Origin of the sequence: Streptomyces sp. NBC_01506 (assembly GCF_045040295.1) — a bacterium.
Classification (GTDB): domain Bacteria; phylum Actinomycetota; class Actinomycetes; order Streptomycetales; family Streptomycetaceae; genus Streptomyces.
In genome coordinates, this window is record NZ_CP109422.1 from 6,221,803 (window position 1) to 6,234,430 (window position 12,628).

Consider the following 12,628-nt stretch of genomic DNA (forward strand, 5'->3'; position numbering starts at 1 on the left):
GGGATTGAGGACACATGGCAGGTGGAGGTTTCAGCAGACTCCCGAACGGGACCGTGGTGGTGGCGCTGACCGTGCCCAGCCCGGTGGCCGAAGGCCGTTCCGTCCGGATCCTGGTGCATGCGATGAACCGGGCCCGCGCCCTGACCAGGCTGCGGAATCTCGGACTGCGGGCCGTCTATCTGCGCGGTAACGCGGAACCGCCGACCCTGGACGAGATCACGGCGGTCCTGCACCATCCGGACGGGCTCCTGTGGCGGGGCACCCCGCACGGCGCCCACGAGCTGTGGCAGCCCATACGGACCCTGCTGCGCCCGTCCCGGCGCTACGGCCCGGCGGAGCCGCGCCACGGCCGCACAGGGGTGCTCGCGGCGCCCCAGGCACTCCCGGCCCCGGGGTCGCCCTCGTGGCGGCGGCCGGGACTGCGGACCGACAGCGGCAGCGCCGCATAGGCCCTGTCCGGCGGATCTTCGGGGGTCCGGGACGCCTGGCACGGCACCTCCCTGCGTTGTCGGAGTCATCCAAGTACGTCCAGTACGAGGATGATCCTCCGCCTTGCGATGCACCGCACCAGCCGCCCCGGCCTGATCCCCGAAGATCCGCCGGACAGGACCTAAGCCCTGTCCGGCTTCGCCGGTCGCCGGCGGGTGCTACACCACCGGCTTGCCGGTCAGCAGCACGCCCGCCGCGCGCAGCTCCGTCAGTGCCTGGTCCGTCGTCGCCTCGGCGACGCCCGCCGTCAGATCCAGCAGGACGTGTGTGGTGAATCCCTCACGCGCCGCGTCCAGGGCCGTGGCCCGTACGCAGTGGTCGGTGGCGATGCCGACCACGTCGACCTCGGCCACCTCGCGCGCCCGCAGCCAGTCGCCGAGCCGCACCCCGTTCTCGTCGGCGCCCTCGAAGCCGCTGTACGCCGCGGCGTAGGCGCCCTTGTCGAAGACCGCGTCGATCGCCCCGGAGGCGACGGCGGGCGCGAAGTTGGGGTGGAAGCCCACACCCTCCGTACCCGCGACACAGTGGACCGGCCACGAGCGCACGTAGTCGGGGCGCGCGGAGAAGTGGTCACCGGGGTCGATGTGGTGGTCACGCGTCGCGACCACATGGCGGTAGCCGGCCGTCGTCTGGCCGATCAGATCGGTGATGGCGGCGGCCACGTCGGCGCCGCCCGGCACCGCGAGGCTGCCGCCCTCGCAGAAGTCGTTCTGAACGTCCACGACTATCAGTGCGCGGTGCATGGCGGGTGTCCTTCGGTGGGGAGCGGGAGCGGGCCACCGAGCCTAAGGTGTCTCGCCGTGGTCGGCCTCTCGTTGGCTGGCGTTCCCGGTGGGTCTGCGTTCATGCCTCCCACGCCTCTCCCATACCTCGTGTCCGTCCTGGAAGGAGGGTCGGTCACTGTCCGCGGTCGCGTGTACACGGTCACATGTACACGGTCGGGATCACCGGCTCACCGCGCGAGAGCTGGATCGCCGACATCGGCAGCCCCGCCCGCGCCGCCACGTGCCGCTCGCGGACCGCGTCCAGCGGCTCGCGCGCGACGGTCTCACCGCCCTTGACCAGCTCCACCAGCAGTTGCCGGTCCAGCAGGTCCGGGGGCACGGGACCGGTGCCGACGACCTCGGCCTCCGCGTACCCCTCGGCGTCCACCCGCCGCGCCGCCCACTTGCGGCCACCGATCGACGTCTTGCCGCCCAGCGACTTCTTCGCCACCGCGTGCAGCGGTGCCCTCGGGTCGGCGGACTGGGCACGGGCGACCATTTTGTACACCATCGAGCAGGTGGGATTGCCGCTGCCGGTGACCAGTTGGGTGCCGACCCCGTACGCGTCCACCGGCGCGGCGGCCAGTGAGGCGATCGCGTACTCGTCCAGGTCGGAGGTGACCACGATCCGGGTGTTCACCGCGCCCAGGTCGTCCAACTGCTGGCGCACCCGGTGCGCGACGAGCAGCAGATCGCCGGAGTCGATGCGTACCGCGCCCAGCTCGGGCCCGGCGACGTCCACGGCCGTACGGACCGCCTCGGCCACGTCGTAGGTGTCCACGAGCAGCGTCGTACCGCTGCCGAGCGCGTCCACCTGCGCCTGGAACGCGTCGCGCTCGTTGTCGTGCAGCAGCGTGAAGGCGTGCGCGCTGGTGCCCACCGTCGGGATGCCGTAGCGGAACCCGGCCGCCAGGTCGGACGTGGTGTCGAAGCCGCCGATGTACGCGGCGCGCGAGGCGGCGACGGCGGCCAGCTCGTGCGTACGGCGCGCGCCCATCTCGATCAGCGGGCGCCCGCCGGCGGCGGCCGACATCCGGGACGCGGCGGCGGCGATCGCCGAGTCGTGGTTGAGGATCGACAGGATCACGGTCTCCAGCAGCACGCACTCGGCGAAGGAGCCCTCGACGCGCAGGATCGGCGAGCCGGGGAAGTACACCTCGCCCTCCCGGTAGCCCCAGATGTCGCCGCTGAAGCGGTAGTCGGCGAGCCAGTCGAGCGTCGGTCCGTCGACGATCCCGCGCTCGCGCAGAAAGGCGACGACGTCCGCGTCGAAGCGGAAGTTCTCGACGGCGTCCAGGACCCGGCCGGTGCCCGCGACGACTCCGTAACGCCGCCCCTCGGGCAGCCGCCGGGTGAACACCTCGAAGACGCAGCGGCGTCCGGCCGTGCCCGCCCGCAGTGCCGCGCGCAGCATCGTCAACTCGTACTGGTCGGTGAAGAGCGCGGTCGACGGGACGCCGATCCGCCGGCCGCCCTCGTCGTTCGCGGGGCCCCCGGCGAGGTCCTTCTCAAGGTCCGCAGAGTTCATACGGACGATATTACCGTGCATCTCGTCAGAGTGACGATTTCGATCGCCGTTTGTGCGACAGACCCCACCAGGTGGCAGCATGGGGGCAGTGAGGCTGTGCATCCCGGGGCATGTCCCGGGACCCCCGGCGGAGTAGAAGAAGGTCGTCCCGAACCGTGAGTGTTGCCCCGACAGAGATCGAACTTCCCGAGTCGGCCGAGGAGACGTTCACCGTCCCGCAGCCCGACGTGCCGTGGATGACGATCGTCCACAACGACCCGGTCAACCTCATGAGTTATGTGACGTACGTCTTCCAGACGTACTTCGGCTACTCCAAGGACAAGGCGCACAAGCTGATGCTCGACGTCCACCAGAAGGGCCGCGCCATCGTCTCCAGCGGCAGCCGCGAGGAGATGGAACGCGACGTGCAGGCGATGCACGGATTCGGTCTGTGGGCCACGCTCTCCCAGGACACCAACTGATGGCCGGCCAGTTCGAGGCGATCCCCGGCGGTGGCGCCGCGGTCGCGCTGGACGAGGTCGAGATCTCCATCCTGCGCTCCCTGGCCGTACAGCTCCTGGAGCTGATCGGCCCCGGCGACGAACCGGCCAAGGGCGAGGACCCCCTCGCCGCCCTCTTCGCGGAGGGCCCCAGCAAGCCGCCGTCCGACCCCGCGCTCGCCCGTCTCTTCCCCGACGCGTACGGCTTCGGCGACGACACCGACGACGAACTGCGCGAGTACGCCTCCGAGTTCAGGCGCTTCACCGAGAACGACCTGCGGACCCGCAAGCGCGAGGACGGTCTCGCCCTCGTCCGCACGCTGGACGCCCTGTCCGCCGCCGGCGAGGGCGGAGCCGTACTGAAGCTGACCCCCGACGACTGCCGGCACTGGCTCGGCGCGCTCAACGACCTGCGCCTGACGATCGGCAGCAGGCTGGACGTCTCCGACGAGGACGAGGGCGAGAGCCTGTACCGGCTGCCGGACTCCGATCCGCGCAAGCCGATGGTGATGGCGTATCTGTGGCTCGGGGCGCTCCAGGAGACGCTGGTCGAGACGATGATGCCCTGACGGGCCCGATCGCGTCAGCGCCCCCGCATGCTCTGCGATCCGGGGCGAGATTCGTCCGCTCCTTCCTGTGGGCCGCGCCACAGCGTCCTCCGTGGATCGCCGCCCCGCCCGTGGTAAATCTTCACGACCACCGGCACAGGCAGGAGAAAGGGCGCATCACCATGACCTCCCCACAGGTCGACAACACCTCGGGAAAGCCCCCGAAAAGGCCCTCCGACGAGCCCTCCGTGAACACCTCGGAGGAGGGCTACGAACGCGGACTCGGCAGCCGCCAGGTCCAGATGATCGCGATCGGCGGCGCCATCGGCGTCGGTCTGTTCATGGGCGCGGGCGCGAACATCGCCAAGGCGGGACCGAGCATCATCCTGATGTACGCCCTCGCCGGCGTGGTGATCTTCTTCATCATGCGGGCGCTCGGCGAACTGCTGCTCTACCGGCCGGTCTCCGGCTCCTTCGCGGAGTACGCCCGCGAATTCCTCGGCCCGTTCTTCGGCTACGTCACCGGCTGGACGTACTGGCTCATGTGGATCGTGACCGGCATGGCCGAGCTGACGGCGGCGGCGATCTACATCCACTTCTGGTTCCCCACGATCCCGCAGTGGGTCAGCGCCCTCGTCTTCCTCGTCGTCCTCTTCGGCGTCAACCTGATCTCCGTCAAGATCTTCGGCGAGGTCGAGTTCTGGTTCTCGATGGTCAAGGTCACCGCCATCATCGGCATGATCGTCATCGGCCTCGGCGTCCTCACCCTCGGCTTCTCGAACGCCGGCGACACCGCGGCCACCGGCAATCTCTGGCAGCACGGCGGCATCTTCCCCAACGGCATCGGCTCCAGCCTGATGACCCTTCAGGGCGTGATGTTCGCCTATCTCGCCGTCGAACTCGTCGGCGTCACGGCGGGCGAGTCCGAGAATCCGGAGAAGACGCTCCCCAAGGCGATCAACACGCTGCCCTGGCGCATCATCGTCTTCTACGTAGGCGCGCTCACCGTCATCCTCGCGGTCGTGAAGTGGACCGAATTCAGCGAGGGCGAGAGCCCGTTCGTCCACGCCTTCGCCAAGATCGGCATTCCCCTCGGCGCCGGAATCGTCAACTTCGTCGTGCTGACAGCGGCCCTGTCGTCCTGCAACTCCGGCATGTACTCCACCGGCCGGATGCTGCGCGACCTCTCGGCCAACAAGGAGGCGCCGCAGGCCCTGGGCCGGCTCAACACCCGCCGCACACCCGCCGCCGGGATCACGGCGTCCGTCGCGCTGATGGGCGTCGGCGTCCTCCTGAACTACATCGTCCCGGAGAAGGCGTTCCTGTACGTCACCTCGGTGGCCACCGCCGCCGGTATCTGGACCTGGATGATGATCCTCGTCAGCCATATCAAGTACCGCTCCGCCGTGGTCGCGGGCCGGCTTCCGGCGTCCTCGTTCCCGGCGCCGGGCGGCTCGGCCCTGAGCTGGGTGGCGCTGGTCTTCCTGGCGTTCGTGACGTGTCTGATCGCGTACGACTCCGACGCCCGGGTGTCGCTGTACGTCGGCGCGGTGTGGGCGGTGTTCCTGGGCGCGGGGTGGTCGCTGGTCAGGAGCCCGGCGCGGGCCCGTACGGCGATCGAGGAGGAACCGGCCCGGCCGGACCCGGTGAACCCGGCCTGAACCCGGGCCTGAACCTGGGCCTGAACCTGGGCCTCAACCCCGGCCCGGACCAGGTTGTGGAGCACGCGTCTCACCAGGTGGCCTCCGCATCTCAACCGCGGAGGCCATCTGCTTATCCTTCACTTCATGCTGACCATCACCCAGGCGCTGTACGACCGGATCGTCGCCCACGCGCGGGCGGACCACCCCGACGAGGCGTGCGGCGTGATCGCGGGCCCGGAGGGCAGCGACCGGCCCGAGCGTTTCATCCCGATGCTCAACGCGGCCCGCTCGCCCACGTTCTACGAGTTCGACTCGACCGAGCACAAGCAGCTCGACAACGAGCTGCGGGCGCGCGACGAGGACGTGGTGGTCATCTACCACTCGCACACCGCGACCGAGGCGTACCCCTCCCGCCGGGACATCGACCTGGCGATGGAGCCGTTCGCCCACTACGTACTGGTCTCCACCGCCGACACCGACGACATGGGCCCGTTCCAGTTCCGCTCGTACCGCATCGTGGACGGCGAGGTCACGGAAGAAGAGGTCGAGGTCGTCTGAGAGACTGACGCGATCCAGGGCGGCAGGACCCAGGAAGCCGGTGTGAATCCGGCACGGTCCCGCCACTGTGACCGGGCCCCGCGCGAGCGGGAGCCCGGAAGCCAGGAACTGACCTGTCGCCCTTCTCCCACCATGCCAGGGGACGCGGAAATCCCCCGGAGGAGGCCCAGCCATGTCCTCGCGGCGCCACGCCCTCATACCGGCGGTCCTGCTACCGCTGCTGCTCCCGCTCACCGCCTGCTCCACCGCCCCGGACCCCGTCCGCGACGCCGGAGCGCCGGCCGCCGGATTCCCGTACACCGTCACCAACTGCGGTGTGAAGACCACCTTCGAGGCACCCCCGAAGCGCGTGGTCACGATGAACCAGCACGTCACCGAGATCATGATCGAGCTGGGCCTCACCAAAACCCTCGTCGGCACCGCCTGGCTCGACGACGCGGTCCTGCCCGCCTACCGGAAGGCGTACGACAGCGTCCCGGTCATCGCCGAGGAGTACCCCTCCAAGGAGCGACTTCTCGCCGCGAACCCCGACTTCGTCTACGGCGGCTACAACAGCGCCTTCGCCGCCAAGGACGGCCGCACCCGCGACGACCTGAAGGACGCCGGCATCGACACCCGGCTCAACCTGGAGAACTGCGCCGAGGGCCGGACCTCCATGGACGACGTGTTCCGCGAGGTGCGGGAGGTCGGTCGCACCTTCGGCGTCGCCGACCGCGCCACGAAGTGGACCGCCGAGGCACGCACCACCCTGGCCACCACCGCCGCCGGGCTCGAGGACGTGAAACCGGTCTCCGTCTTCGTCTACGACAGCGGCGACAAGACCGCGTTCACCGCGGGCGGCAAGGGCATCGGCAACGAGCTGATCGAGCGGGCCGGCGGGCACAACGTCTTCGCCGACCTCGACAAGTCCTTCGGCGACGCCACCTGGGAGCAGGTCGTGGCGCGCAAGCCCGAGACGATTCTCATCTACGACTACGGCGCCACCACCGTCGCGCAGAAGAAGAAGCGGCTGCTTCAGGACCCCGTACTGAAGGACGTCCCGGCGATCAGGAACAAGCGCTTCGCCGTCCTGCCGCTCTCCGACGCCGTGCTCGGCGTCCGCGCCCCCGCCGCCGTCCAACGCCTCGCGGCCCAACTCCACCCCCAACTCCACCCCGAGGCAGGCGAGTAGGGCTTTCCCGCCATGACCTGCCGGACCCCGCCCGGTCACCGCCGGCTGCGGCACGTCCTCGTGCTCGCGGCTCTCGCCGTGGCCCTCGGCTGCGCCGTCGTCGCCGGGCTCGCGCTCGGCTCCGTCCGTATCCCGCCCGGTGAGGTCGTCACGATCCTCACCGGCGGCGCGGAGCCCAGCCCCTTCCGCACGATCGTCCTGGACGTACGGCTGCCGCGCGTGCTGCTCGGCGCGGTCGTCGGCGCCGGTCTCGCCGTCGTGGGGACGGTCCTCCAGGCCCTCGTACGCAACCAACTGGCCGATCCGTTCCTGCTCGGGATCTCCTCGGGGGCGTCCACCGGGGCCGTCATCGTGCTGGTCTTCGGGATCGGCGGCGGGATCGGGGGCGGGATCACCACCACCGTCGCCATGCCGGCCGCCGCCTTCGCGGGCTCGCTCGTCGCGATGACCCTCGTCTACGCGCTGGCCCGGCGCGGCGGCGCGATGACCGGCGGGCGGCTCGTACTGGCCGGGGTGACCGTCTCGTACATCCTGTCCGCCCTCACCACACTCGTCCTGGTCGTCTCCGCCCGGCCCGAGCACTTCCAGGAGGCGCTGTTCTGGTCGCTCGGCGGGCTCGGCAGCGCCCGCTGGGGCACGCTCGCCGTCCCGGCCGTCGTCCTCGTCGCGGGCACCGCCGTCCTCATGGCGCTCGCCCGACCGCTGGACCTGCTGCTGGTGGGGGAGGAGGGCGCGACCGTACTCGGTCTCGACACCGGGCGCTTCCGCGCGGCCGTGTTCGTCCTCGTCTCGCTGGTCACCGGCGTCATGGTGGCCGCGAGCGGCGCCATCGGCTTCGTCGGGCTGCTCGTGCCGCACGCCGCGCGGATGGTGGTCGGGGCCGCGCACCGGCCGCTGCTGCCCGTCGCCGCGCTCGGCGGGGCCCTCGTGCTCGTCGTCGCGGACCTCGCCGCCCGTACCGTCGCCGCGCCGCAGGACATCCCCGTGGGTGTCCTCACCGCGCTCATCGGCGGCCCGTTCTTCCTGTGGCTGATGCGCCGCCGCCCCGAAGGAGCCCCGGTATGAGCGCCGGTACGAGCCCCGGTATGAGCACCGGTATGAGCACCGGTACGAGCGATCGCGCTGCCACGCTCCAGGTGAAGGGGGTCTCCTACGGAGTAGGAGACGGCCGTCATCTTGTCGACGCCGTCGACCTGACCGCCGCCCCCGGCGAGACCGTCGGACTCGTCGGCCCCAACGGCAGCGGCAAGACCACCCTGCTGCGCTGCGTGTACGGCGCGCTGCGCCCCACCCACGGCCGGGCCCTGCTGGACGGCGAGGACCTGCACACCATGACCGCCAAGGCGCGCGCCCGCCGCATGGCCACCGTCCCGCAGGACGGGCAGACCGACTTCGAGCTGACCGTCCGCGAGGTCGTCGCCATGGGCCGCTCCCCGCACCGGCGTTTCTGGGAGGCGGACACGGCGGCCGACACCGCGCTGACCGACGCCGCGCTGAGGCGGGTCGGCATCACCTCACTGGCCGGCCGCGCCTTCCCGTCCCTCTCGGGCGGCGAACGCCAGCGGGCCCTCGTCGCCCGCGCCCTCGTACAGAGGCCCGCGCTTTTCGTCCTGGACGAGCCGACCAACCACCTGGACATCCGCCACCAGCTCGAAGTCCTCACCCTGATGAAGGAGTTGGGGGCCACCAAGCTGCTCGCCCTGCACGACCTGAATCTCGCCGCGTACTACTGCGACCGCCTGTACGTACTCAAAGCGGGCACCGTCGTCACCTCCGGAACCCCCACCGAGGTCCTGACCCCCGCCCTCCTGGCCGCCGTCTACGAGGTGGCTGCCGAGGTCACACCCCATCCCCGGACCGGCGCCCCCACCGTCGTCTATCTGCCCGAGTCCCCGGCCCTGTCCACCTGACGAACACCGAACGTCCATCATGCGAGATGCCATACCGGGATGCGGACCGGGAATCGATACGATGACCCCATGGTTTCCCACGACGTGAGCGACAAGACGCCCGGCGATCTGCTGGTGGCGCGCCTGCACGTCGACCTGTGCCGCCTTGCCAGCGCCATGTGTACGGCCGGCGCCGCGGCCTGAGTCACGGCCCGGACGCCTGCCCCGAGCACCACCCCCCGCGCGGGGGCCGAGCCGCGCGCCCGTCACGCCTCTTTTCCGACAGGAGCCCACGCCATGGCCATCGAGGTCCGCATTCCGACCATCCTCCGTACCTACACCGACGGAGCCAAGGCCGTCGAAGGCACCGGTGACACCATCGCGGCGCTGCTCACCGACCTCGAATCCCGCCACACGGGTATCCGCGAGCGCATCGTCGACGGCGCCAACGGCGACCAGTTGCGGCGCTTCGTGAACGTCTACCTCAACGACGAGGACGTCCGCTTCCTGGACGGCATCTCCACCCAGCTCGCGGACGGCGACAGCGTCACGATCCTCCCGGCCGTCGCGGGCGGCGCACGCGAGGCGCTGATGTCCGACACGTACACGCTCTGATGCGCTACGACTCCCCGCTCGCGGTCGTCGGCAACACCCCCCTCGTACGGCTGCCCCGCCTCTCCCCGTCCGACGACGTCCGGATCTGGGCCAAGCTGGAGGACCGCAACCCGACCGGCTCCATCAAGGACCGCCCGGCGCTGCGCATGGTCGAGCAGGCCGAGAAGGACGGCCGGCTCACACCGGGCTGCACCATCCTGGAGCCCACCAGCGGCAACACCGGTATCTCGCTGGCCATGGCCGCGAAGCTCAAGGGCTACAAGATCATCTGCGTGATGCCGGAGAACACCTCGCAGGAGCGGCGCGAACTGCTCGCCATGTGGGGCGCCGAGATCATCCCGTCCCCGGCGGCGGGCGGCTCCAACACCGCCGTACGCGTGGCCAAGGAGCTGGCCGCCGAGAACCCGGGCTGGGTGATGCTCTACCAGTACGGCAACCCGGACAACGCGGGCGCGCACTACGCCACCACCGGACCCGAGATCCTCGCCGACCTGCCGTCCGTCACCCACTTCGTGGCCGGCCTGGGCACCACCGGCACCCTCATGGGCGTCGGCCGCTATCTGCGCGAGCACAAGCCCGACGTCAGGATCGTCGCGGCCGAACCGCGCTACGACGACCTGGTCTACGGCCTGCGGAATCTGGACGAGGGCTTCGTCCCCGAGCTGTACGACGCGTCCGTCCTCACCAGCCGCTTCTCGGTCGGCTCCGCCGACGCCGTCACCCGTACCCGTCAACTCCTCCAGCAGGAGGGCATCTTCGCGGGAGTGTCCACCGGAGCCGCCCTGCACGCGGCGATCGGCCTCGGCAACAAGGCCGTCAAGGCGGGGGAGAGCGCCGACATCGTCTTCGTCGTCGCGGACGGCGGCTGGAAGTACCTCTCCACGGGCGTCTACACGGCGGCCACGGACGAAGAGGCCATCGAGACGCTTCAGGGCCAGCTCTGGGCCTGAGCGGGCAACAGTGGTGCAACAGTCCCCGCAGGGGGCTGTTGCACCACCGCTCCCGGCAGTGACGATCGGTGTCGGCTGGCGCACGCAGCGCGCATCGGCACACATCGGCGACGGGGGCAGAGATGGACGACCGCTGGAGCGGCGCGGGTGGTACGGGCGGCCCGAAAGGCCCGGGACCCGCGCCCGGACACGCCCCCGGCTCGGGCCCGGCACCGGCACCCGCCCCCGGATACGGCTACCCTCCGCCGGGTTATCCCCCGCCCGGCTACCCCCCGCCCGGTTCCCCTCCGCCGGGCTTCGGCCCGCCCGAGCCCTTCGCGCCGCCGGGAACCACCGACCGCGCGTCGCGCCGGTACCTCGGGGCGTACGTCACCTCCGGCATCCTGCTCCTCGTCTTCGCCTGCGTCCTCGTCTCCTGGTTCGTCTCCATGTGGAACCGGCTGGACCCCGACGTGGACCTGTTCCTCGACAGCCTCGTGAAAGTCGACGCGGGCCCGCCGCTGCTGGTGTTCACCGCCCACGAATGGGCCTTCGCCGCCGCCCTGCTCGTCGTCGGCATCGTCGCCCTCACCCTGCGCCGCACCGCGCGCGGCGCCACCCTGCTCCTGGCGTTCCTGCTCCTGGGCGTCGGCGCCCGCCAGATCAGCGGCCTGACCAGGGCCGACTACCGCGAGGGCATGTTCGACGCCGAGAACGGCCCGCTGATCGTGCTCACCTACGTGTTCGCGTTCCTCGCCGCCGCCACCGTGCTCGTCCTGATGCTGATGGCCCGCGAACGCGACGTACCCCGCGAGCCCGCGACCGGCGGCCGGCGCGCGGCCGGTGTCCTGCTCATCCTGATCGGTGCGCTCCAGGGCTTCTGGTTCGCCCGCACCCTGCGGGACTTCGACCAGGCCATCGGTCCGGAGGGTGGCCGGGGCGCGTTCTCCGAGTGGTGGCACGAGCTGCTGAACATCAAGTCCCGTGGTTCGTACGGCATCTCACCCGGTTTCACGTACTACCACAGCGCGCTCATCGCGGCGTTCCTCGTCGTCGGCGTACTGCTGCTGCGCAACGCACCGGCCGCGCGCGGGGCGGCGCTCACGCTGCTCGGCATCGCCACGTACCTCCAGCTCCGCGACCTCGCGGGCATCCAGTACGACCAGCTCTCCGACTACTACCGGGACACCACCACCGGCTGGAACGTCACCAGCGCCTTCGCGGCGGCCGTGGCGATGCTGGTGGCCATCGTCCTGACCCGGCACACCCCACGCCCGTACGCCACACCCCAGTACCCACCGGCCCCGCTGCCCTGAAGCGCGGCGCGCGCCACCGCCTGCCGCGCCGCTGCCTGCCGCGACACGCTTCAGCGAGCCAGATGCCTGACCTGCCGCCACAGCCCCGGATCCGCGGGCCCCACGCGGCGGCGGAACGCCTTCGTGTCCACCCGCCGCAGCTCGTCCGTCTCCAGGAAGCTGCGTCGTCCGTCCGTGTCGCCCACCGCCTCCGGCGGCAGCGCGATCACGCCGGGGCGCTCCTCGCGGGATTTGCTGCGGGATTTGCTGGTGATCTTCGCGACCAGCACCGTACGGCCCCGTACCGAGAGCACCAGACACGGCCGGTCCTTGGCCCCGGGCCCGTCCTCGTACGGCACCATCGCCCACCAGATCTCGCCGGGCCGCGGCCCGCGGCCCCCGGCCCCGCTCCCGCCCTCGGTCTTCCGCCCGGCGGGCCCGCGCGGTGGCCCTCCGCCCGTCCGGCCCGGCGGCCGGGGGCGCCGCGAGCGCCCGCGGGGAGGCCGCGGACCGCGACCGCGCCCGTCCACGACCGTGGCGATCATGGCCAGCACCACCACGGCGATCAGAGCCACCCACCAGGTCGTGTTCATGCCCCAGACCGTACCCCCGCGCTCGCCGGACGGCCCCGGGCGCCGTCCGCGACAAGGTCCGCCCGAACCGGTGACAGAGCAGGTGAGTTCCCCCACAACAGGCCGGTGTGGAGGAGCGACCAGCCGT

Annotated in this window: 14 protein-coding genes, 1 pseudogene and 1 riboswitch; of the genes and pseudogenes, 12 read left to right on the plus strand and 3 right to left on the minus strand. The window is 71.0% G+C overall.

Going from position 1 to position 12,628, the window contains the following annotated elements; translation table 11 throughout:
* Positions 1-14: 14 nt before the first annotated feature.
* Positions 15-320 (plus strand): annotated as a pseudogene (locus OG329_RS27640) (hypothetical protein); the annotation flags it as partial.
* Positions 321-647: 327 nt separating this feature from the next.
* Here the strand turns inward: OG329_RS27640 and OG329_RS27645 are convergent.
* Both OG329_RS27645 and OG329_RS27650 read right to left on the minus strand, forming a co-directional pair.
* Entirely contained in the window at positions 648-1,232 is a 585-nt protein-coding gene (locus OG329_RS27645) for an isochorismatase family protein (protein WP_405798975.1), read from the minus strand.
* A gap of 181 nt (positions 1,233-1,413) precedes the next feature.
* The gene (locus tag OG329_RS27650) at positions 1,414-2,781 is read right to left on the minus strand and encodes a nicotinate phosphoribosyltransferase (protein ID WP_405798977.1); all 1,368 of its coding nucleotides are present in this window, start codon (positions 2,779-2,781) and stop codon (positions 1,414-1,416) included.
* A 110-nt stretch (positions 2,782-2,891) separates the two neighbouring features.
* On the opposite strand from OG329_RS27650, the gene clpS reads away from it, so the two are divergent.
* From clpS to OG329_RS27705, 11 genes are all read left to right on the plus strand, one after another.
* Positions 2,892-3,242 (plus strand): ATP-dependent Clp protease adapter ClpS, encoded by a 351-nt coding sequence (clpS, locus tag OG329_RS27655; protein ID WP_405798978.1) that lies wholly within the window; start codon positions 2,892-2,894, stop codon positions 3,240-3,242.
* Positions 3,242-3,829 (plus strand): DUF2017 domain-containing protein, encoded by a 588-nt coding sequence (locus OG329_RS27660; protein WP_405798980.1) that lies wholly within the window; start codon positions 3,242-3,244, stop codon positions 3,827-3,829. The genes clpS and OG329_RS27660 overlap by 1 nt, the downstream gene beginning before the upstream one ends.
* Positions 3,830-3,990: 161 nt before the next feature.
* Positions 3,991-5,469 carry an amino acid permease gene (locus tag OG329_RS27665; RefSeq protein ID WP_405798982.1) on the plus strand — a complete coding sequence of 493 codons (1,479 nt, stop codon included), beginning with the start codon at positions 3,991-3,993 and terminating at the stop codon, positions 5,467-5,469.
* A gap of 126 nt (positions 5,470-5,595) precedes the next feature.
* Positions 5,596-6,009: a Mov34/MPN/PAD-1 family protein gene (locus OG329_RS27670; protein WP_405798983.1), complete on the plus strand. Its 414-nt coding sequence runs from the start codon at positions 5,596-5,598 to the stop codon at positions 6,007-6,009.
* Positions 6,009-6,141, plus strand: a riboswitch (cobalamin riboswitch). (Overlaps the previous gene by 1 nt.)
* A 40-nt stretch (positions 6,142-6,181) precedes the next feature.
* Positions 6,182-7,180: an ABC transporter substrate-binding protein gene (locus tag OG329_RS27675; protein ID WP_405798984.1), complete on the plus strand. Its 999-nt coding sequence runs from the start codon at positions 6,182-6,184 to the stop codon at positions 7,178-7,180.
* Positions 7,181-7,192: 12 nt separating this feature from the next.
* A complete protein-coding gene (locus tag OG329_RS27680; protein ID WP_405798985.1) occupies positions 7,193-8,245 on the plus strand; it encodes a FecCD family ABC transporter permease in 1,053 nt (350 codons plus the stop codon).
* Between the two features lie 32 nt (positions 8,246-8,277).
* Complete coding sequence (locus OG329_RS27685) at positions 8,278-9,090, plus strand: ABC transporter ATP-binding protein (RefSeq protein ID WP_405802053.1); 813 nt, start codon at positions 8,278-8,280, stop codon at positions 9,088-9,090.
* Positions 9,091-9,159: 69 nt separating this feature from the next.
* The gene (locus tag OG329_RS27690; protein WP_354608293.1) at positions 9,160-9,273 is read left to right on the plus strand and encodes a putative leader peptide; all 114 of its coding nucleotides are present in this window, start codon (positions 9,160-9,162) and stop codon (positions 9,271-9,273) included.
* Between the two features lie 93 nt (positions 9,274-9,366).
* The gene (locus OG329_RS27695; RefSeq protein WP_405798987.1) at positions 9,367-9,684 is read left to right on the plus strand and encodes a MoaD/ThiS family protein; all 318 of its coding nucleotides are present in this window, start codon (positions 9,367-9,369) and stop codon (positions 9,682-9,684) included.
* A complete protein-coding gene (locus tag OG329_RS27700) occupies positions 9,684-10,634 on the plus strand; it encodes a PLP-dependent cysteine synthase family protein (RefSeq protein WP_405798988.1) in 951 nt (316 codons plus the stop codon). The genes OG329_RS27695 and OG329_RS27700 overlap by 1 nt, the downstream gene beginning before the upstream one ends.
* A 122-nt stretch (positions 10,635-10,756) precedes the next feature.
* Entirely contained in the window at positions 10,757-11,929 is a 1,173-nt protein-coding gene (locus OG329_RS27705; protein WP_405798990.1) for a hypothetical protein, read from the plus strand.
* 50 nt (positions 11,930-11,979) lie between these two features.
* On the opposite strand, the gene OG329_RS27710 is transcribed toward OG329_RS27705, so the two are convergent.
* The gene (locus OG329_RS27710; protein WP_405798991.1) at positions 11,980-12,501 is read right to left on the minus strand and encodes a type II toxin-antitoxin system PemK/MazF family toxin; all 522 of its coding nucleotides are present in this window, start codon (positions 12,499-12,501) and stop codon (positions 11,980-11,982) included.
* Between the last annotated feature and the right edge of the window lie 127 nt (positions 12,502-12,628).